Below are 22,079 nucleotides of genomic sequence, written 5' to 3'. Positions count from 1 at the left end.
ACAAAAAAGCCCTCTCAAAATTGAGAAGGCCTTCCTTTATTGAACTAACTCTTTATAAATTTTTGTTTCCCAGGGTTTGATATCAGTGACTCCATAGCGTTCCTTTTTGGCAATCGCTATATCATCCAGCATATCCACAAAATTTTTGTAGTTGGATTCATCTGTAGGTTTAATGATTATTGTGAAAATTTCCTTATTCGGAGCATTTTGGTAGGCTTCAGAAATGATTTTGGAAACTTTTATCCCACTGAAATCAGTCTCGTTGAGATTGCCTGTATTTAAATCTTTAGCGTTGCTTTGATGATAAAATATACGATTGTCTTTTCCCAGGATAAAGGTTACCTGGTTTTTATCCTTAATTACGTTTTCATTAATTACTTTAGAGTCGGGATTTTTTGCCGGAAGCCCCAGGTCCATTACATTAGGTTTTGTAAAATTAGTGGTAAACATAAAGAAAGTGATAAGTAGAAATCCCAGGTCTACCATAGGGGTCATATCGATTCTGATAAGTTTCTTTTTTGTCTGCCCCCTTGCTTTTCTTGTGCAATTACTTCTGCCATGATTAATGTTTTTAAATGGTTAAACGGTATTCGATGAAAATATAAAAACCCGATCGCAGTTTTGAGGAATTGATACAAAGTTTATACCTAAACTTGTTAAATGGTAATAGTTTGTTGTTTTTATTATTATGTTAACCTTAAATAGTGTTAAATCGCTATAAGAAAAAAGCCTTATCAACTGAGTGATAAGGCTTTCTTATTTTGAAGTAAATATTTTATTTGTTTTTCTTGTAATAATTCACACCACATTCTAAGAATTTTTTGAAATCCTCTTTAGGCATGTAGCCGGAAACCGGTGTATTGATTACTTTTCCATCCGGAGTTATTAAAACATAATGAGGTTGTGAGTTATTGTTAAAGTTAACCTGTTGGAATAAACTCCATCGGTCACCAATCGTTTTAACCTTTTTAATCTGTCCTTCCCCAAGGTCTATTTTTGTTTTCTGATCTTCCGGAAGCTCTTCCTTGTCATCTACATATAAGGAAGCCAATACAACGTCATTCTGAAGGATCGGCAGGATATCCGCTTCGCTCCATACAAATTCTTCCATCTTTCTGCAGTTTTCACACCCGTACCCCGTAAAGTCGATAAGAATAGGTTTGTTTTCTTTTTTGCCAGCTCAATCGCTGTGAAGAAATCGTGCTCAGGATGCATTCCGAGAATACCGTCTTTCTCATCATGGAAATAACTTACGTTCAAAGGAGGGAGAATTCCGCTTAGTAACTGAAGTTTCGGACGGTCTGAAGGAATTAATCCCTGAATCAGATAAATCACAAAACCAAATCCAAGGACACCCAGGATTTTTCTGGTGATTGAAATTTTAGGTTTTTTATCATCATGCGGGAATCTGATCACCCCGAATAAGTATAAAGCCAATCCCAGTGCAATAATGATCCAGATTGCAATGAAAAGCTCTCTTTTTAAGAAGAATGTTTTTGATACAAGATCTGCTTTTGATAAGAATTTTAAGGCTAGTGCCAATTCCACGAACCCTAATACAACTTTTACCGTATTCATCCATCCTCCTGATTTTGGAAGACTCTGTAGCGCCTGAGGGAATAATGCCAAAAGTCCGAAAACAATTGCCCATGCCAACCCGAAACCTGCTAAAGCAAACGTTAATAACATCGGAACGTTGGATGATCCAGTAACAGCACTTCCTAATAAACTTCCCAGGATAGGCCCCGTACAAGAGAAGGAAACGATTACCAGAGTCAATGCCATAAAGAAGATTCCAATGATCCCGCCTGCTTCCTCTGCTTTTGAGGATTTATTGGCAATTGAACTGGGGAGTGTAATATCGTAATATCCGAAGAAACTTCCGGCGAAGAAAATGAATATGATAAAGAAGGCAATATTCAGCCAGACACTGGTGGAAATCTCGTTGAAAATATTTCCGGCAATCCCGTCAATAATGTGGAACGGAATACTTAGCAGAACGAAAATAAGAAGGATGAAGAAGCCATAGATAAGAGCATCTCTCTTTCCTTTTGCCTTGTCTTTACTTCCTTTGGTAAAGAAAGAAACCGTTAACGGAATCATAGGGAAAACGCAAGGTGTTAATAAGGCGATCAACCCTCCGATAAAACCTAAAAACAAATAGGTCCAGTAGTTTTCTTCCACTTTAGCAGAAGCGGTACCACAGTCGGTTAACGGGTTTTTGAAATCTATCGTTTGAATTTTCAGTTGTTTAGGGTCAAGTTTTGATCCTTCTGCTACTGTAATTTCTTGCTTTACAGGATTTTCGCTAACAGTTTCAACGGCTTTAGCAGAATCCTTTGCAGGTTCTGTTTTTTCATCAGTCGTGGCTTCTTCTGTAGCCCCTTTTGGCGTCACTTTTTGATTGAACTCCAGTGTATTGGGAGCCAGGCATACTCTGTCATCACAGGTCTGGTAGGTGATTTCAGAAGTGACGTCCGCAGGTTTTGTCGGATCTTTTAGTTTGAATTTTTGTTTAAAGCCTGCCGTATTAGAATAGAAAACAATGGTTCCTCCAAATGCTTCGGAAAATTCCTCATGTTTTTTACCAACCTCTGTAAACTTTCCGATCAGTTCAATATTTTTCCCGGAAACTTTATATTCCGTAGGGATTCCTGTATCTTCCGGAAGATCTTTAGAATAAATATGCCAGCCGCTTTCCATGGTGGCATTCAAAACAGCTTCATACTGGTTGTTTCCCAGGTCGTTCACCGTGAATTTAAATTTTACAGGATTTTTTATCTGTGCATTAATTCCTGTCGCTAAAAATAGTAGAATTAATAAAAACCAATTTCTAAATTTCATTTTTTCGTTTCATTAAAAATTTTGAGATTCCATTTTGTCTTCTCATCCTTTGTATATCTTCTGTCTTGTCTGAGAGGGATAACGCCAAGAACGGAATTATGACTGTCAGACAGTATCCAGATTTTTTGCCTCGCTAAAATAGATAATTTTTCGTCCCTAAAAAACTTAGAAACTTTCTTTTTCCCTGAAAAACCTGCAGGATAAAATTCATCTCCATCCTGTTGCTTTCTTAAACGCAAGGGGAAGTGTAGTTTTTCAGCATCAAAATTCCATTCAAACTCCTTATTGATTCCTTCAATGTGTTCAATAGAGTCTCGAAGATTGACATTAATCCCGATCTCAGAAAAATCAAACTGGTCGATCAGAATAATTTCGTTCTCCGCATTCTGAGTCATTTCTCTTTCAGTAAAGATTAACTCATCCCTATTGACAATCAATCGATAGTCTTTGGAAAAAAAAGAACTGTTATTTTCAGCCTTGAAAATTTTAGGAATTTCTTCTTCCCGGTTGAACCCGTATTTTTTTAAAATCTCAAATTTGACGAAATCACTTTCCTGATCCAGCTTTTCCTTTGATAAGATTTTATGGCCAGGGTTAAATAGGGTAAGCCTTTTTTCTACTTCCAGCATTTGTTTTTGAACAAAATCTTTGGTTTGATTCAGATATTCTGTGCTTTTTTTAAAGTTTTCCAGAAAATGACCGTTTGTTTCCAGCAGCTTGGGTACGATCTCATTTCTGATCTTATTCCGTAGATAATCACTTTTTTTATTCGAAAGATCCTCTCTGAACAGAATTTGGTTACTCTCTGCAAACCTGTAGATGTCTTCCTTTGAAAAAGGCAAAAGCGGTCTGAGGATATTGTTTTCATGAGAAGGAATGCCACTCAAACCATGTATTCCAGCAGCTTTGGATAAGTTTATAATGAACGTTTCCAATTGGTCATTGAGATGGTGCGCAGTAACCAGAAAAGATAAATTTTCCTTTTCCTGAATTTCTTTAAAAAATGCATACCGAAGTTCTCGTGCCCAGAGCTGAATGGAATTTTCCGGTTTTTTATCCTTTTCTGAAACTTCATACAGATGAAATTTCACATGATTTTTCTCACAGAAATCCTCCACAACTTTCTGGTCAAGATCCGAATCTTCGCCACGAAGTTTATAATTGATATGGGCGACCTGAAATTCGTATCTGGCACCTTGCATTTCATCTCTTGAATCCTTAAAGAGAGAGGCTAAAACCATAGAGTCTGCCCCGCCGCTTACCGCCAGAAGAAATCTTTGTTTTTCCGGCTGGTGAACGAGATTTTTTAGTTGATTGATAAAGCTTGATTTTTCCAACATCGATGTTGAGAATTTCTTTTATGCAAAGATAACCTATATAATTCAATTGAATTTTCCTAACTTTGATTGGTCTAAAAATGATTATTTATGAAGATTTTAAAAATTTTAGCAGTTTCTGCAATGGCGTTAGGAATGACATCTTGTGTGAGCAAGAAGCAATATGATGCATTGAGCACAAACTATAAGCAGTGTATCGAAAACATTGGTGAAAGACAAAGAGAAATCCAGGATTTGAAATCTCAAAACTCTGCATTGGCGGGTGAGAACAATTTATTAAAAAGTCAGCACGATGCTTTAAAATCATCACTTGATGCCTGTCTTTCAAATACGGGGAAAAGTTCTGCTAATATTGATAAATTGGTAGGAGAAATCAATGCTTCGAATTCATATATCAAACAATTGATCTCCAGCAATGCTAAAAACGATAGCTTGAATCTTGCTTTGTCTAATAAGCTGAAGAGATCTTTAGATAATGTCTCTGATGAGGATGTACAGATAAAAGTATTAAAAGGAGTGGTAATGATCTCTCTTTCTGATAAAATGTTGTACAAAACCGGAGATTATAACATCCTGCCTGCTGCTCAGGAAGTTCTGGGTAAAGTAGCAAAAGTGATCAACGATTACGATAAATACTCCGTATTGATTGAAGGTAACACAGATAACGCACCTTTAAATTCTGTAAATCTTCCGAGAGACAACTGGGATCTTTCTGCATTGAGAGGTACATCTGTTGCTAAAGTTCTTCAGACTCAATTTGGAGTAGATCCTGCGAGAATTACAGCAGGTGGTCGTTCAGAATACAATCCTAAAGCGACTAATATGAGCGTTTCAGGTAGAGCGGAAAACAGAAGAACAGAAATCATCATAATGCCTAAACTTGATGAGTTTATGAAACTGATGGACATTGCTCCTAAAAAATAAATACTGTATACTTTAATATGGTAGAAAAGATCCCGATTTTTCAGGATCTTTTTTTATAATGATCTGTTTTGTAAATTTTAGAAAAAGTTCTCTATATTCAATATAGAACTAATAAGATTTTAGAAAATGGAGAAGATGCATTAAAACAAACCCAATCGAAAGGTGATCTAAATGCCTGTCCCTGAGAAATATTCCGGACTTCCTATTCTTGAGATTGCTTAAAGGAGGTTCAATGAATAAAAAAAATAAATCCCAAGGAGATTCGGGATTTATTTTTAATCAGATTAATTCTTCCTTTCTCAAGAGAGAAATAATTCTTTGTAAAAATGAATTGGATATTTCTGTCTTGTTTTTAGGCGCAGGAGAAAGTATATGACCTTTCGGTACATTCTTTTTTGATTCTCACGGTTAGTTTGCTTTTCTCCTGCAATCATTTTAGTTTTCCTAGTGTTTTTACCCTGTTTCTGTTGCAAAATTATCCCTAATACCACAAAAATACCATCCGTATTTTCACGGTATTTTATATCGGGAAAATACGGTACGTTATATTGCTAGGTTTATTGTGAATATAATTCGTTGATTAATAAAAGAATGTGTATATTTAAGTCTCCGTAAAAGGAAATATCAACAAAGAGGTATCCGAAAATCTTAAAGAGTAGGAAATTAATACTAAATCAAAATAATTATGAAAAATCTAAAAAAACTTTCCAGAACAGCAATGAAAAATGTTCAGGGTGCAGCATTGGAATGTAATCCCGTTATTATTTGTCAGAAGAGAACTGATTGTTGCCCGGGATGGGCGTGTCCTGGAAGAGGGCAGTATTGTATTGCTATATAATGATGGTTTGCATCAGAATAAATAGATTCAGGAAGAGAGAGATTCATTTCTCTCTTTTTTTTATCCTATTGCAGGACGGAAACCGCATGTTTAAAAAGAAGTTTTAAAATCCGTAAATTTGTTTAAATTAAAATTGTATGAGCTTTTTTGAAGAAAAGAATCCTGAAATGGATAGATATTTGGAAGCACATGCTTCTTCAGAATCAGATATTCTGAAAAAGCTGAGAAGGGAAACTTACCAAAAAACCACACAACCCCATATGATTTCGGGATATCAGCAGGGGAGATTGCTGACGATTATTTCCCAGATGATGCAGCCCAAAAATGTTCTTGAAATAGGAACATTTACAGGATATGCCACTTTATGTCTTGCTTCAGGTTTATCAAAGGACGGCAAAATTACCACCCTTGACGTCAATGAGGATCTCGCCTATCTTCCGAAAAAATATTTTGAGACCAGCGAATATGCCAGTCAAATTGATTTTAAGTTGCAGGATGCTAAAGAATTTTTAAAAGAAACTGATGAGTTCTTTGACCTCATTTTTGTAGATGCAGATAAAGAAAATTATGCGGAATATTTCAAACTGATAAAACCGAGAACAAAATCTGGATCCGTGATTCTTTTTGATAATGTTTTATGGTATGGGAAAGTACTGGAAGAAAATCCCAAATTAAAATCTACACAGTCGATTAAGGAGCTAAACGATTTAGCGGCAAAAGATGAAGATTTTGAAAATCTTATTTTACCTTTGCGTGATGGAGTAAACTTCCTTCGAAGGAAGTAATTAAAATATTCAGAGATTAAAACGATGAAAGCAGTTCACAGTTTTCAATTTTTAATCTTTAAATTATTCAATCATTAAATTTAGAGTTGATGAATAAAGGAATTTGTATAGTTACAGTAGCGCCGGTTCGTGCAGAAAATTCTGACCGGGCAGAAATCGTTACGGAAATATTGTTTGGAGAAAGCGCAGATATTCTGGAAGTAGATAAAAACTGGACCAAAATAAAAATGCATTATGACGGCTATGAAGGATGGATGGATACCAAACAGCTGAAGCCAGTAACTGATGAAGAACTAGCCAGGAGAAAAGTAACGGTAGTGACAGAAGATTTTTCTTCAGTACTAATGAATGACGGTAAAACCCTGCTTTCAATAGGCTCTGAAGTAGAATTTCCGGTCGTAGCTTCGAAGAGGAGTCATGATATCCGTGAAAGTATTGCTCTCACTGCAAAAGAATTCCTTAACGTGCCTTATTTATGGGGTGGTAAAAGTTTTTTTGCTGTAGACTGCTCCGGTTTCACTCAATTGGTGTATAAAGTTCATGATATTAAAATTCCCAGAGATGCTTCTCAACAGGCTGAGGTAGGGGAGGCACTTACTTTTGTAGAAGAAACCAAACCAGGAGATCTGGCTTTCTTTGAAAATGCAGACGGTAAGATTATCCACGTGGGTATTATGTTGGAGAATCAGAAAATTATTCATGCATCGGGAAAAGTAAGAATCGATACGCTGGATTCAACAGGTATTTTCAACAAAGAGATGAATAAGCATACCCACAAGCTTAGGGTGTTAAAAAGCGTTCTGTAATTCTGATTTAATAGTTCCCGCAATGGCTTTTATCTACAATCTGTTTGTTACTCTCCTTATCTTCGGGATGAAGGTTTTTTCATTATTTAATGATAAAACTAAAAAGGAGTTGAAGGGAGAGAGCGGTCTTTAGAGAAGGTTAAAGCAGTATTTACTCAAAAAGACAGGGTAATTTGGATGCATGCAGCCAGTCTCGGAGAATACGAGCAGGGATTACCTGTGCTGGAAAGGCTGAAAGATCATTTTCCGGAGCATAAAATTCTTGTTACTTTCTTTTCTCCTTCAGGATATGAAAATGTTGTTAAGAAAAAACATATTGCAGATGTTATCTGCTATTTACCTTTTGATAAAAAGAGTATAATAAACGAATTTATAACACAATTCAATGCTGAACTATTTTTTACGGTGAAGTATGATTACTGGTATAATCTTCTAGCAGCTCTTAAAAACAGGAATACAAAGATTTATGTTATTTCTGCCTTATTTTATGAAAGGCAGTCCTTTTTCACTTCTTACGGAAAGTGGTTTGTAAAGCAGCTTAAGAAGAATGTCGACTGGTTTTTTCATCAGACTCAGTTTTCGATCGCTTTGGCAAAAAGTATAGGATTGTTGCAGTCTTCGGTAACGGGAGATACCCGCTTTGACAGAGTAAAACAGCTCAGAGAAAGAGACAACCATGTCGACCATATTACAGACTTCATCGGAAATGATAAGGCAATTGTTTTTGGAAGCTCCTGGCAGGCAGAAGAGAAAATGGCAGAAATGATTTCAAGGAAAAACAGGACAGTGAAGATGATTATTGCCCCTCATGATCTGAAAAGGGTAGAACATTTGAAAAGTATTTTCCCTGATGCTGTATTGTACAGTCAGATCAGCCAGTCACAACATTTGGATTTTGTCTCTCAGGTTCTGATTATAGACAGTATCGGGCTACTGTCAAAACTATATTCGTATGCTGATGTAGCAGTTGTGGGCGGAGGCTTTCATGATGCTGGATTACACAATATTCTGGAAGCGGCCACTTTTGGGATTCCCGTTATTTTTGGTAATCACTATAAAAAGAATCCTGAAGCTGACGATCTTATTGCAGCAGAAGGAGGAAAGTCTTTTAAAGACGAATACGGAGCTTCAGAATTTGTTTTATTCCTTACCAATGAAGACAATCAGGAAGAATTGAAAACGATGTCTCAAAATGCCAGGAGATTTATCAGCGATAAACCCGATTCTACCACAATGATCATCGAAAAAATTCTATCTTAAGAATCCCTGTTTTTTTATGTCTTTCATGATCTGATCTATGTTGTCGGGAATGTCATCACATACAAACCATTTAAAGTCAAGATTATTATTGATACAAAGTTTCTGCAGATAATGATTTTCTGAAATTTTTGTCTGGATATCGCGGAGGTATTCATCAATTTCCATCCAATAATCTTCGTCCAGTTTTTTGACTAAAACAAGTGATTTGAATACCTTATTGATCATATAAATATACAGTTTGTACACGTTGTCAAACCTTTGCCTGCTGAGATCGTTGTTATAATCTAAAATTTTGCTGACCATCAGTAAATTCAACGAGACTTCCCCGAATTTGTCTGTTGTAATCTTAACATGTTCGGTGATTTCAGCACTTATTTTCCGGATAATGGTCAGGAAGTACTTGGCATTTCCAATGTATTTTGAAGCCAAAAGAATTTTTTCCTCCACCTGTTCTTCCATAGCATTTCTTTTATCATCCGTGTTCTCAGGATCGATTAGCTCGAAATACAGCTTTTTTGACAGCAATTTATCTTTTCTCAGCAATCTGAAAATAAGCTTGTCTTTCTCCTGGCTGGAAAAGGCACTCAATGCAGCTTTAAACTCTTTCGAATACTCCATCAGTTGAAAATTTTTGAATATTTTAGAAAACCGTTTAGTGCCCAGTTTGCAGTATAATATAATGATTTTACGGTAGAAAATCCCATGAAATCCTTATACACCAGATACTGATCTTTAATGATATTTTTCTTTTTCCGGGAAACACTGTTTTCGCGCATTCTGTATTTGGCCATTGTCTTGTTGATAGGCATTCCTTCGGGGATAACCTTTAAAAGGTTAAGCCACATCACATGATCTTCACGCTTGCTTTTTACAGGGAACATGAATTTTCCGACTCTTTTGGTGTCGTACATCGTAGAAACCGGAGCCAGTCTGCAGGTCTTTAATAAATTAGAAAAAGTAACTATAGTATCGGCCATGAAATCTTTGAGGATAGGCTGTAGCTGTTCGTCACATCTGGAATAATTGCAGTAGACGAGCTCAGCATGGTGCTCCTGCATATAATCTGTCATCGTTTCAAGGTATTCCGGATACCAGTAATCATCAGAATCAAGAAATGCTATATACCTTCCCTGAGCTCTTTCAAGGCTGTTGTTTCTTGCGTTGCCGGCACCACCGTTTTTCTCTAAAACCTGAAGTTTTATTCTGGGGTCATTATACTTTCTGATAATTTCTACAGTATTATCCTTGGAAAGGTCATCCGTGATCAGCCATTCCCAATTCGGGTTGGTTTGATTAAGAACTGATTGTATCGTTTCCTCAATGAATTCTGCGGAATTGTAACAGGGAGTGATAATGGAGACAAGGTCTTTCATTTGTGCAATAAAATAGATGTAAAATTATAAAAATCTTTTTTCATACAGATGCCATGAGGTAATACCCACCCCGATAACTACCAGCATACAAACAATACTCATCATATAAGGATTGTAATCTTCAAAAAGGCCTAACGTCTGAAAGACCCTGATAATAGGGAAGTGGAAGATATATATTCCATACGTGAAGTCTCCGTATTTTCCGAAATTATTCAGAAATTTAAAAGAATAAGCAATATACAGGACAATAATACTGATCATGATAGGCGAGAAAAGCTTTATTTTAAAAATAAGGTCTATCCATACTGTCAGGATGGCAATGATGAAGAGCGTATTTTTATACTGAATGAATTTGTTAAAATTAAAATAGATAAGCATTCCTCCGATGAAATAGCATAGTGAGCCGGGAAGCTGTCTTGAGATCGCAGGTCTGCCCGTCATCTCAAAATAATTCAGGAATACCAATGACAAAAAATACAATATGACGAGACTGATATTTCTAAACTTATTATTCTTTCCAAACAATAAAAACATGAACGGAACAGCAATATAAAAACACATTTCTATTTTAAGGGTCCAGAGTGCCCCGTTTACTGCCTGGTTGCCAAATACTCCGGGAAGCCATGGGGCTTTGAAATTCATAAAAAGAGAATTCCAGAATGCATATTTATACACCTGAGCGTTGCCGAAATATTCAGAAAAAGACAGGGTGCTTACCAAACTTAATAAAATGGTACAAAGGAAAACCACCAACAAATAAGCGGGAACAATCCTGTTGAACCTCTTCTTCGCATAGCTTTTCAGGCTCGAAGATCTTTCATAGCTTCTTGCAATTAAAAAACCACTGACAATGAAAAACGAGAAAACTGCGACTTCTACTGGGCTATATTCAAGGATTTTAAGTGAAGCGGATTGGCTTAATGCTCCCAAATGCCCAACGAAGACAATGAAAGCAAGGAGAACACGTATAAAGTCAAAATTGTTTTTCGTTATATCCTGCATTTGCTATTTTTCTTACAAAAATAACTTTTTTAATAGAACGTGAAGACTATCGCATGTTCAATATTTGTTAAATAAAGGCTTTTTTGAGGTTTCCTGTTTTTAAATATATATAAATAAAGGTTGATGAAATAATTTTTGATAAAAAATCGTTGTATAAATCAAAAAAATTATAATTTTAGCGATTGAAAAAATTAATCTATGAAGAAATTACTACTACTATTTGCAGGGGTGTCATTATTGGTGGCTACCGGATGTAATAACGATAATGATAATGTTAGGGAAGCACCGCTTGTAGGACTTTGGCAACCGTTAAAAGAAGTGGTTACTACAGTAGAGACGGGAGAACAACCGATTTCAGATCAGATTACTTATACCGATTGCCAGAAGCTATCCAGATGGTGGTTCAGCACTGAAACCAATGGGAAAAAAATAGATGTAACGGAGCCTACTACTGCTGGTGGCACATGTAATATTTTGCCGGACAAAAACTTTACCTACACCTATGAAAAAGGGGCGAAGACGGTTATCATGAAATTTCAGGGAATTGTAGAACCTGTTTCAGCAAAGGTGGTGACTCTGAACGATACGACTCTCAACCTGGCAGTAAGAGAAGAGACTCAGGATCCGACTGTATTTAAAACAAGGACATATACTTTTACGAGAGTAAATCCTCAGAAATAATAAGTGTAATTCAAGATATAAAAACAGATCTCATCCCCGGATGAGATTTTTTTATGACCAGAGATTTGGAATTCATCATAATTTAAATTTCTATTTCTTTTAAAATCATTATTTTTGTGAATCTTGTTTACGGGATAAAAAAATCCAATATTTAAAGTCTAACATATAACATATATATAAAGTGTTTTACGATCATCAGCAGATAGAAAAAAAGTGGCAGAAATACTGGGAGGAAAATCAAACCTATAAAACCTCCGATAATACCGATAAACCTAAATTTTATGTACTCGATATGTTCCCGTACCCATCCGGGGCCGGACTTCACGTAGGTCACCCGCTGGGATACATTGCATCAGATATTTATGCGAGATATAAAAGACATCAGGGGTTTAACGTGCTCCACCCTGTAGGATATGACAGTTTCGGACTTCCTGCTGAGCAGTATGCCATCCAGACAGGACAGCATCCGGCAATCACTACAGAGCAAAACATCAACAGATACGAAGAGCAATTGAGAAAAATCGGATTTTCATTTGACTGGAGCAGGGAAGTAAGAACTTCTGATGCTTCCTATTACAAGTGGACACAATGGATTTTTATTCAGTTGTATCATTCTTGGTATAATAAAAATACGGATAAGGCAGAACCTATCGATACCCTGATTCAGCATTTTGAACAAAAAGGGACCGAAGGATTGAATGCCAATCAGAATGACGAATTAAACTTTACCGCTGAAGAGTGGAAAAGTGCTTCCGAAATTGATAAAGAAGATATCTTATTGAATTACCGTCTTGCCTACAGAGCCGAAACTACCGTAAACTGGTGCCCTGCATTAGGAACTGTATTAGCCAATGATGAGGTAAAAGACGGGAAATCTGAAAGAGGAGGATTTCCTGTATTTCAGAAAAAAATGATGCAGTGGAGCATGAGAATATCTGCTTATTCAGAAAGATTATTACAGGGACTTGCTACACTGGATTGGCCACAGCCTTTGAAAGATTCTCAAGAGTATTGGATCGGAAAATCTCAGGGAGCACAGGTTCAGTTCGACGTAGAAGGACATGACGAAATCGTTGAAGTATTTACTACAAGACCTGATACTATTTTTGGAGCTACATTTATGGTACTGGCTCCTGAAAACCCTTTGGTAGATACAATCACTACAGATGCCCAAAAGGCAGAAGTCGATACATATATAGAAGAAACTTCCAAAAAAACCGAAAGAGACAGAATGTCCGACGTGAAAAACGTGAGCGGAGCGTTCACCGGAAGCTATGCAATCAATCCGTTCAGTGGTGAGAGAATGCCAATCTATATTTCAGACTATGTATTGATGGGATACGGAACAGGAGCTGTGATGGCTGTTCCGGCACATGACGAGCGTGATCATAGATTTGCGAAGAAATTTAATTTAGAAATTAAAAAAGTAGTAGAAACCGAAGAAGATGTTCAGGAAAAATCTTTTGATTCTAAAGATTCTGTTTGTGTAAATTCTGATTTCTTAAACGGATTAAATTATAACGATGCAAAATCAAAAATAATTTCCGAGATCGAAACCAAAGGTATTGGACACGGAACGACGAACTACAAACAACGTGATGCGATTTTCTCAAGACAAAGATATTGGGGAGAACCTGTTCCTATATATTATAAGGATGGGATGCCATATACATTACCAACTTCTGCGTTGCCATTGGAACTTCCGGAAGTTGAAAAATATCTGCCAACAGAAGATGGAGATCCGCCATTAGGAAATGCAAAAACATTTGCATGGGATGAAGCGAATCAAAAAGTAGTGGCTACAGATTTAATTGATGACCAGACCACATTCCCATTGGAATTGTCTACAATGCCAGGATGGGCCGGAAGCTCATGGTATTTCCTTAGATATATGGATCCCCATAATGATGGTGAATTTTCTGCAAAGAATCTTTCCGATTATTGGGGACAGGTAGATTTGTATATCGGAGGTAGCGAGCACGCAACCGGTCACTTATTATATTCCCGTTTCTGGAATATGTTCTTAAAAGACAGAGGCTGGATCAATCATGATGAGCCTTTCCAGAAATTGATCAATCAGGGAATGATTCTCGGAATGAGCGCATTCGTTTATAGAATTGACGGGACCAATCAATATGTATCTAAAAATTTAGCAAAAGACTATCAGACCCAACAAATCCATGTTGATGTATCCTTATTAAAAGGAACCTCTGACGAATTGGATACCGAAGCTTTCAAAGCATGGAGACCTGATTATGCAGATGCAGAATTTATCCTGGAAGACGGAAAATACATCACAGACCGTGAAGTTGAAAAAATGTCCAAATCCAAATATAATGTCGTGAATCCTGATGATATCTGTGAAGAATACGGAGCAGACGGATTAAGATTATATGAAATGTTCCTGGGACCATTGGAGCAATCCAAACCTTGGAATACTCAGGGATTAAGTGGAGTGTACGGATTCCTTAAAAAATTCTGGAACCTTTATTTCAACGGAGACGTATTCGAAGTTTCTGATGAAGAGCCTACAAAAGCTGAATATAAAGTTCTACATACCTTAATTAAAAAGGTGGTGTACGACATTGAAAACTTCTCTTTCAATACTTCCGTATCTTCCTTTATGATTGCCGTGAATGAACTTCAGAAATTAAAATGCAACAAACGCAGCATTCTGGAACCTCTTGCCGTAATCATCTCTCCATATGCCCCTCACATCTGTGAAGAACTTTGGAGCCTGCTGGGACATGAAACCTCTATCGAATTTGAAAAGTTTCCTGTATTAAATGAGGATTATCTCATCGAAGATGAAATTGAATATCCGGTAAGCGTAAATGGTAAAATGAAGTTCAAAATTTCCCTTTCCGCTCAGTTTTCTGCTAAGGAAGTAGAAGATTTGGTGATTTCAAATGAGAAAATGCAACAGATTTTGGAAGGAAAAACCCCTAAAAAAATCATTGTAGTTCCTCACCGTATTGTGAATATCGTAATTTAAAAAAAATTAACATTGGGAAATTAAAAAAAATGGACGTCTAATTTTTTTGATTTTTTAACCCAAATGTTAAATTTGAAAAAAATAAATAAAATAACTGCGAATAATTATAATATTAAAATCGTATTAAATTTTCTTTATTAAAAAAAAGCAAAATGTTTAATTAAGACTCTTGCATTTTAATTAATTTTGCCTTTAATTTACACCCTGTAAAATTTTAAAACAATATAATTTAGTTAAATATGGAAATGAATGTTTCAAAAAATGATGAGCAAGTAGTTGCTAGAAAAGCAGGAGGTTTAAATCCAGCTGTTATTATTCCTATTCTATTTGCTATAGGAGTATGTATTTATTTATTCGTTCTTGGTAGCCCAGGAAACTTCAAAGATGCAGACAAACTGGGAAGCGGATCTGTAGCGTTTTCAAGTATTGAAGGAAAAGACATTCACCCAGAATCGTTTTTAGGTATTATCTACAAAGGAGGGGTTATCGTACCAATCTTGATTACTTTCATGATTACTGTAATCGTTTTCTCTTTTGAAAGATATTTCGTTCTTGGTAAAGCTGCAGGAAAAGGAAACTTAGACAACTTCGTTGTACAAGTAAGAAGCTTACTAAACCAAAACAAAATTGATGAAGCTATCGAAGAGTGCGACAGACAACAGGGTTCTGTAGGTAACGTAGTGAAAGAAGGTCTTACTACTTACAAAGCACTTTCTCATGATAACACATTAAATAAAGAGCAGAAAATGGTAGCACTTAACAAAGCTATCGAAGAAGCTACAACTCTTGAGATGCCAATGCTTGAGAAAAACATGATGATCCTTTCTACTTTAGGTACTGTTGCAACGTTAGTAGCACTACTTGGAACGGTAATCGGTATGATCAAGGCGTTCTTCGCATTAGGTTCAGGAGGTGGTACTCCGGATGCTGCTGCTCTATCTACTGGTATCTCTGAAGCCTTGATCAACACGGCATTAGGTATTGGTACTTCAGCAATCGCTATTATCCTTTATAACTTCTTTACTTCTAAAATTGACGGATTAACTTACAAGATCGACGAGATCTCTATGAGTATCCAACAATCTTTCGCTGAATTCAACTAAGAATTAGCAAGAAATTTGCATTAGCAATTAAAAAGAAGTTTAATTAAAAATATTTTATAATAATGGCGAGAGTCAAACCAAAAAGACATGGAGTAATTACGGACATGACTGCAATGTGTGACGTTGCGTTCCTACTCCTTACGTTCTTTATCTTGACCACTCAGTTTAAAAAACCTGACGTGGAGCAGATCAAACCGCCATCTTCAATTTCGGAAAAATTGCTTCCTGATGCTAGTTTAATGACTATCAACGCTACTCCGGACGGAAAATTCTATTTCCAGCCAGTAGAAAACGCATCAGAAAGAGTTGCTCTTTTGGATAAAATGGGACAAAAGTATGGAATTACTTTTGACAACAACCAAAAAGCTGCTTTCCAGAAAGTTCAGGCAATTGGAGTTCCAATGAACCAACTAAAAGGGTACTTGGATATGCCTGCAGATGAGCAGAAAAATTATAAGAGTCCTACAGGTATTCCTATGGACAGTACAAATAAGCAATTAATCGACTGGGTAAAAGAAAGTTTAAGCGTTAATCCTGACTACAAGTTAGCTATTAAAGGTGACGTTACAACTCAGTACCCTAAAGTAAAAAGCTTGTTTGAAGGTTTAAGAGATATTGATTTTCTTAAATTTTGGTTGATTACATCACAAGAAGGTAAACCTAACGAATAATATCGATAGAAATGGCAGAAGTACAAGTACAGGAAAAAGGCGGCAAGGGCGGCAAAGTCCGTTCCAAGAAGCAGAGTACCAGAGTCGATATGACTCCGATGGTGGACTTGGGTTTTCTATTGATTACCTTCTTTATGTTCACAACTACATTCAGTAAACCGAATGTTATGGACTTAGGTCTTCCGGCTAAACCTAAAAAGGATCAGCCGAAACCTCCTCCAACAGAAATTAAACTTTCTAACTCAATTTCTATCTTATTAGGAAAAGATAACAGAGTGTTCTGGCACCAGCAGGATCCAACTTCCTTGAATGACCAGAATCTTATGGAAACTACTCTTGACAGAGAAGGAATTAGAAAAGTAATTCAGCAGGCAAAATCTAAAGCTGCAGATCAAAGTAAATTTACCGTGATCATTAAGCCAACTGACGATGCTGTATATAAGAACTTTGTTGATATTCTTGACGAAATGGCAATTACCAAAAGCGAACAATACGGTGTTACCGATATAAAGCCTTTTGAAAAAGCTGTTTATGAAAAGAAAATTGGTGGTGCTGCTGCACCGGCTGCTACAAAGTAATTTAACCATAAAATTGTATATCTAATCTATGGCAGATGAAAATGTATACGGTCAGAATCTTACCCTAGACGAAATCGTATTTGAAAATAGAAACAAGGAATATGGTGCCTATGATCTTAGACATCAGTATCCGAGACTTTTAACAAAGTCATTTATTATCGGAACAGCATTATTCCTTTTGGCAGCTTTATCTCCGTTCATCTATCTTACGATCAAGAATCTTACAGCTCCGCCTAAGCAAGAAGTAAAGGCAGATCTTGTAGATATTATCGAAGAAGATCCGATCATTGAGCAGCCTAAAGAAGAAGAACCACCTCCACCACCTCCACCACCAAAAGAAGAGGAGAAAATCGAGGTAATTCAGAACGTTGTTCCTGAGCCTGTAAAAGCTCCGAAGATCGAAACTCCACCACCGCCAATTTCTAAGCAGTTGGAAACTACAACTGGTTTGAATAATCAGGAAGGAGTAAAAGCTCCGGCTTATACGCCACCACCGCCACCACCATCTACAGGTACAAAAACTGCTACGGTAGAGGTGAAAGCGAATAACCCTAACGAAATCTACAAAGATGTAGACCAGTCTGCGGAATATCCTGGAGGTATGGGAGCATTAAGAAAGTTCTTAGGTGAAAACTTCGATAATTCAGGAATGGAAGGAGAAGGTACACTTAAAGCTAAGCTTAAGTTCGTTGTAGAAAAAGACGGAACTGTTTCCGGAGTTACTATTGAAGAAAAATCTCCAAATAGCGACTTCAACAATGAAGCAATCCGTGTAGTAAAGAAACTTAAAAAGTGGACTCCAGCTAAGAGAAACGGAGAAAGCGTAAGATCTTACTATAGCGTACCATTTACGATGAACTTTGAATAAGACTAATTATTCAAATTATAAATAAAAAGAGAAGCATATGCTTCTCTTTTTTATTTTTTTGGTATTTTTGTTACATGATGTTCAATTGGTTATCCCTGGTTACGGGATTGTTTTATATCGTTTTGGGAATTGTAGTAATTGTCTATAAATTCTTCTTTACCATTTTAGAACCTGCTGTTGCTTATGCATTAGGCGTGGTTCTTATTATTTATGGAGTTTTCAGAATTTACAGGGCGATTTCAAGAATCAAAAAATCGAGAGATGAAGAATAGTGTTAAAATTGCAGTCGTTTTTGTTTTGAGTATACTGCTCATTGGCTGCAAAAAAAGGAGGAGAAATCCCCATCCTATAATAAAGGTGATCTTACCATTTATACAGACGAATCCTTTCAAAGCGTTACTGAAGCATTAGCTGACGGCTATATGATCAATTATCCTGAAACAAGGATTAAGGTTGCTACCCAAAAAGAAGATTTAGGCTTATTGGATCTCTTGAAAGGTAAGGCAAAGGTCATTGTTATGTCAAGAAATCTTAATGCTGACGAGATCAAAACATACGAGGAAAGAACTGATTTAAAATTTCTTCCTGCTAAATTTGCAGCTGACGCAGTGGTGTTTGTTGTTCCTAAAGATTCTCCTAAAGAAAGTATTTCAATGGAGGAAATCAATGCCGGGCTGGCTTCAGATAAAAAGATTTTATCTTCGACGGAACCAACTCAAGTAATCTTAATTTTGTAGCTGAAAAGCTGAAAAAACAACCTAAAGACCTTAAATTTTCAATTATTCCGGGGAATCAGAAAATTATTGAAGAACTTGGAAAATATCCCGGTAAGATTGGAGTAATCGGATTAAATACCTTTAGCCGTCCTTATGATAAAACTTCTGAGAAGCTTAGAGAAATGGTGAAAGTACTGCCCGTTGTAGAGAAAGGAAAACAATATACAGCCGACTATGAAGGACTTCGCAACATGGAATATCCGTTTACAAGAGTCCTTTATTTCCTTATCAATGAAGGTAATTTTAATATTGCCAATGGATTTATCAGATTTTCCTGCACACATTTAGGACAAAAAATAGTTCAGAAAGAAGGTTTACAGCCTTATAACCTTTACAAGAGAGAGGTGCAAATGCGTTAAAAAATATTAAAGTCACAATTTACCACAAAAGAAATAACCGTTTTGGTCTGAAAATTGTGTAGATATAACTCGATTATTTAGAAATATAAAATGAAAGATATAATGATTATGAATGTAAAGAAGATTGCTTTTGGAGCAGCCGTAGTATTTTTTACCGGTTTTGCCACTGCACAAACACTGCAGGATGGTATCAACAGTATAGACAGTGATAAATTTGCTCAGGCAAAGACCAACTTCACTGATATGATCGCTAAAGAACCTACTGCTGAGAATTACTTCTACTTAGGAAACACTTTCCTAAGACAGGGAGAACCTGATTATGCCAAAGCAACTGAAAATTTCAACAAAGGATTAGCTGCTGACGGCAAGAGCTTTCTTAATAAAATCGGTCTTGCTGCCGTGAAATTAGGAAAAGGAGACAAAGCTGCAATCGCTGAGATTCAGAAAGTAGTAACTGATTCAAGAGAAAAAGATGCTGAAGTTCTCTTCAGAGCGGCAGAAGCTTTAACTTTATTTGAAAAGAACAGTTCTCCGGATCTTGCTATCCAATTCTTAACCAAAGCAATTGAAAAAGCTGAGAAAAAAGGAGTTCCTGCACATTATTATTATACATTAGGAGATGCTTACAGATTGAAAAGAATGCCGGGTGAGGCTATGTCTGCATACGATAAAGCACTACCTACAGCTAAAAATAAAGCATCTGTTTATACAAGAATGGCGACTTTATGGATGGCAGCTCAACAATGGCAACAAGCTAAACAAAATATCGATAAGGCAATTGGTGTAGATCCAACATATGCTCCTGCTTACAAAGCAATGGCTGGATATGATATCAGATATCAGCAGAATGCAAAAGCTACACAAGACCTTATTAACTATACAAAATACGCTGACGAAGATCCGTATACTCAATTAGAAATTTCAAAGCTGTACTTCACAAACGAAGATTATGCTAATTCTAAAACAGTTCTGGATAAGATTTTTGATAAAATTGAAGATCCTATTAAATTCAAATTAAGAGCATACCAGGATTATGCAGATAAAAACTATACGGGAGCTAAGCAGAATATGGACACTTTCATTTCTCAGGCAGAGAAAACAAGAGTACAACCTGCTGACCAGGGACTTCAGGGGCTTATTGCTGCTGGATTAGCAAAAGATGAAAAAGATGCTGCTAAGAAAACTGCTTTAATGACTGAATCTCAGCAGAAAATCGCCATTGCAAAAGCTGCAAAAGATGAAACAATGAAGTGGGATATGGAATTAGCCAACATCGCTGGTGGCGGAGGTGCTTCTCAGGCTGATGTAGATAAAGGGGCTACCAGCCCTGCTATCGAAGCTTTGAAAAAACAAGTGGCTGCCAACAGCCAGGATTCTGATGCTTTATTTAAACTGGCAACAGCTTACCAGGATGTTAAAAACTGGAATGGTGCCATCCTAACATGGCAAAAAATGTCAGCATTACTTCCTGATTGGGCTCCGGCTTATTACAGCCAGGGATATTCTTACCAACAGGCAGGAAATAACGATGCTGCGAAAATAGCTTACGAAAAATTCATCAGTACGGTAAAACCGGCTGATCAGGAAGCCAACAAGCAAACTCTTGCTTATGCTTACTTTGCAGTGGCTTACATGAGCAAAGATTCTGATATTGCAAAAGCGAAAGATTATGTTGCTAAATCTTTACAGCTGGATCCTACTTACCAGGACGCTGTAAAATTAAATGCAGAAATTAATAAGTAATTTAAATTTAAATTATATATAGTAAAACTTCCCATTCGCAATGTATGGGAAGTTTTTATTTTAAATCCTATCTTTGACTATATGAAAACTGATATACTTGCTTTTGGAGCACATCCTGACGATGTAGAGCTCGGATGTGGAGGAACTATTGCCAAAATGGTTTCGGAGGGTAAAAAATGTGTTGTTGTAGATCTGACAAGAGGAGAACTCGGGACAAGAGGTACCGATGAAACAAGAAAAGCAGAGGCTGCTGATGCTGCAAGAATTTTGGGGCTTTCCGCAAGAGAAAACCTTGGAATGAAAGACGGCTTTCTTGTCAACTCTGAAGAATACCAGATGAGGATCGTAAAAATGATTCGTAAATACCGCCCGGAAATCGTCTTGGCCAATGCAATTGATGATAGACATCCGGACCATGCAAAAGGAGCGAAATTAGTGTCGGATGCGTGCTTTTTGTCCGGATTGAGAAAAATTGAAACAGTATTGGACGGCGAGAATCAGGAAGTCTGGCGTCCAAAGCATATTTTTCATTATATTCAATGGAAAGACATCAGACCGGAGTTTGTTATTGACATCTCAGAATTTCTGGATAAGAAGATCGATTCGTGTATGGCATATAAAACTCAGTTTTATGACCCGACTTCCACGGAACCTGAGACTCCAATCACCACAAAAGACTTTTATGAAAGCTTAACCTACCGTGCGCAGGATTTAGGGCGTTTATCGGGAGTGGCTTATGCTGAGGGCTTTACGTCAGAAAGGTTAATTTCTTTGAAAAATTTTGATGGAATTGTTTGGTAGTTGAGGAAATTGTCCTATATTTGCACTCAGAAAACGGTGATTGTAGCTCAGTTGGTTAGAGCGTCGGATTGTGGTTCCGAAGGTCGTGGGTTCGAGACCCATCATTCACCCAAAGAAAGTACACTTTTTGAAAGTGTACTTTTTTATTTTACAATATTTCAAAAAGAAAATAATCTTCTGTTTTCATATTCCAGCGGGAATTTTTTTCCTTTTATTTATTCAGATTCTTTATATAAGCACGTAAAAATGTTTTTCTTCAATAGTTTTTAGGGAAGGAGAGGAAATGTTTTTATATTGGGTTACCAAATTAAGAGAAATAATTCTCCTTAATCTAT

Annotated in this window: 18 protein-coding genes, 1 tRNA gene and 3 pseudogenes; 16 read left to right on the top strand and 6 right to left on the bottom strand. The window is 36.6% G+C overall.

The genetic code is table 11. From position 1 onward, the window contains the following. Positions 1-36 precede the first annotated feature (36 nt). The 3 genes and pseudogenes from H3Z85_05215 to tilS form a co-directional block, all read right to left on the bottom strand. The gene (locus tag H3Z85_05215) at positions 37-495 is read right to left on the bottom strand and encodes a biopolymer transporter ExbD (GenBank protein QPQ52816.1); all 459 of its coding nucleotides are present in this window, start codon (positions 493-495) and stop codon (positions 37-39) included. 280 nt (positions 496-775) lie between these two features. Then, positions 776-2,844: pseudogene (locus tag H3Z85_05210) on the bottom strand (thioredoxin family protein). Next, positions 2,841-4,184, bottom strand: a complete 1,344-nt coding sequence (gene tilS, locus H3Z85_05205) for a tRNA lysidine(34) synthetase TilS (protein ID QPQ52815.1) — start codon at positions 4,182-4,184, stop codon at positions 2,841-2,843. Before tilS ends, H3Z85_05210 begins: the two are co-directional and overlap by 4 nt. An 87-nt stretch (positions 4,185-4,271) precedes the next feature. Between tilS and H3Z85_05200 the strand changes: the two genes are divergently transcribed. From H3Z85_05200 to H3Z85_05180, 5 genes and pseudogenes are all read left to right on the top strand, one after another. Continuing rightward, on the top strand, positions 4,272-5,105 hold the full coding sequence (locus H3Z85_05200; protein ID QPQ52814.1) for an OmpA family protein: 834 nt from the start codon (positions 4,272-4,274) through the stop codon (positions 5,103-5,105). A gap of 685 nt (positions 5,106-5,790) precedes the next feature. Next, positions 5,791-5,943, top strand: a complete 153-nt coding sequence (locus H3Z85_05195) for a hypothetical protein (GenBank protein ID QPQ52813.1) — start codon at positions 5,791-5,793, stop codon at positions 5,941-5,943. A gap of 137 nt (positions 5,944-6,080) precedes the next feature. Beyond that, the gene (locus H3Z85_05190; protein ID QPQ52812.1) at positions 6,081-6,728 is read left to right on the top strand and encodes a class I SAM-dependent methyltransferase; all 648 of its coding nucleotides are present in this window, start codon (positions 6,081-6,083) and stop codon (positions 6,726-6,728) included. An 89-nt stretch (positions 6,729-6,817) separates the two neighbouring features. Next, on the top strand, positions 6,818-7,534 hold the full coding sequence (locus H3Z85_05185) for a C40 family peptidase (GenBank protein QPQ52811.1): 717 nt from the start codon (positions 6,818-6,820) through the stop codon (positions 7,532-7,534). 22 nt (positions 7,535-7,556) lie between these two features. Continuing rightward, positions 7,557-8,794, top strand: a pseudogene (locus H3Z85_05180) (3-deoxy-D-manno-octulosonic acid transferase). Here H3Z85_05180 and H3Z85_05175 read toward each other — a convergent pair. From H3Z85_05175 to H3Z85_05165, 3 genes are read right to left on the bottom strand one after another with little or no spacing between them, the layout of a single operon-like run. After that, on the bottom strand, positions 8,786-9,412 hold the full coding sequence (locus tag H3Z85_05175) for a deoxyuridine 5'-triphosphate nucleotidohydrolase (protein ID QPQ52810.1): 627 nt from the start codon (positions 9,410-9,412) through the stop codon (positions 8,786-8,788). The pseudogene H3Z85_05180 and the gene H3Z85_05175 overlap by 9 nt on opposite strands. Continuing rightward, positions 9,412-10,167 (bottom strand): glycosyltransferase, encoded by a 756-nt coding sequence (locus H3Z85_05170; protein QPQ52809.1) that lies wholly within the window; start codon positions 10,165-10,167, stop codon positions 9,412-9,414. Before H3Z85_05170 ends, H3Z85_05175 begins: the two co-directional genes overlap by 1 nt. A gap of 24 nt (positions 10,168-10,191) precedes the next feature. Continuing rightward, positions 10,192-11,169: an acyltransferase gene (locus H3Z85_05165; GenBank protein ID QPQ52808.1), complete on the bottom strand. Its 978-nt coding sequence runs from the start codon at positions 11,167-11,169 to the stop codon at positions 10,192-10,194. A 198-nt stretch (positions 11,170-11,367) separates the two neighbouring features. Here H3Z85_05165 and H3Z85_05160 point away from each other — a divergent pair, with 198 nt between their 5' ends. From H3Z85_05160 to H3Z85_05110, 11 genes and pseudogenes are all read left to right on the top strand, one after another. Continuing rightward, complete coding sequence (locus H3Z85_05160) at positions 11,368-11,850, top strand: lipocalin family protein (GenBank protein ID QPQ52807.1); 483 nt, start codon at positions 11,368-11,370, stop codon at positions 11,848-11,850. A 181-nt stretch (positions 11,851-12,031) separates the two neighbouring features. After that, on the top strand, positions 12,032-14,845 hold the full coding sequence (locus H3Z85_05155; protein QPQ52806.1) for a leucine--tRNA ligase: 2,814 nt from the start codon (positions 12,032-12,034) through the stop codon (positions 14,843-14,845). 239 nt (positions 14,846-15,084) lie between these two features. Then, positions 15,085-15,948: a MotA/TolQ/ExbB proton channel family protein gene (locus H3Z85_05150; GenBank protein ID QPQ52805.1), complete on the top strand. Its 864-nt coding sequence runs from the start codon at positions 15,085-15,087 to the stop codon at positions 15,946-15,948. 62 nt (positions 15,949-16,010) lie between these two features. Then, a complete protein-coding gene (locus tag H3Z85_05145) occupies positions 16,011-16,619 on the top strand; it encodes a biopolymer transporter ExbD (GenBank protein ID QPQ52804.1) in 609 nt (202 codons plus the stop codon). Positions 16,620-16,630: 11 nt separating this feature from the next. Continuing rightward, positions 16,631-17,197 carry a biopolymer transporter ExbD gene (locus H3Z85_05140; GenBank protein ID QPQ52803.1) on the top strand — a complete coding sequence of 189 codons (567 nt, stop codon included), beginning with the start codon at positions 16,631-16,633 and terminating at the stop codon, positions 17,195-17,197. Between the two features lie 28 nt (positions 17,198-17,225). Next, positions 17,226-18,065: a TonB family protein gene (locus H3Z85_05135; GenBank protein QPQ52802.1), complete on the top strand. Its 840-nt coding sequence runs from the start codon at positions 17,226-17,228 to the stop codon at positions 18,063-18,065. A gap of 74 nt (positions 18,066-18,139) precedes the next feature. After that, positions 18,140-18,337: a DUF308 domain-containing protein gene (locus H3Z85_05130; protein ID QPQ52801.1), complete on the top strand. Its 198-nt coding sequence runs from the start codon at positions 18,140-18,142 to the stop codon at positions 18,335-18,337. Further along, positions 18,327-19,200, top strand: a pseudogene (locus H3Z85_05125) (substrate-binding domain-containing protein). Before H3Z85_05130 ends, H3Z85_05125 begins: the two are co-directional and overlap by 11 nt. Positions 19,201-19,290: 90 nt before the next feature. Beyond that, on the top strand, positions 19,291-20,943 hold the full coding sequence (locus tag H3Z85_05120; GenBank protein ID QPQ52800.1) for a tetratricopeptide repeat protein: 1,653 nt from the start codon (positions 19,291-19,293) through the stop codon (positions 20,941-20,943). 81 nt (positions 20,944-21,024) lie between these two features. Beyond that, positions 21,025-21,744, top strand: a complete 720-nt coding sequence (gene bshB1, locus H3Z85_05115; GenBank protein QPQ52799.1) for a bacillithiol biosynthesis deacetylase BshB1 — start codon at positions 21,025-21,027, stop codon at positions 21,742-21,744. Between the two features lie 35 nt (positions 21,745-21,779). Then, a tRNA-His gene (locus H3Z85_05110) sits at positions 21,780-21,855 on the top strand. Positions 21,856-22,079 lie beyond the last annotated feature (224 nt).

The organism is Chryseobacterium indologenes (genome assembly GCA_016025055.1).
Taxonomy (GTDB): domain Bacteria; phylum Bacteroidota; class Bacteroidia; order Flavobacteriales; family Weeksellaceae; genus Chryseobacterium; species Chryseobacterium indologenes.
This window is presented reverse-complemented; position numbering and strand designations above follow the sequence as displayed.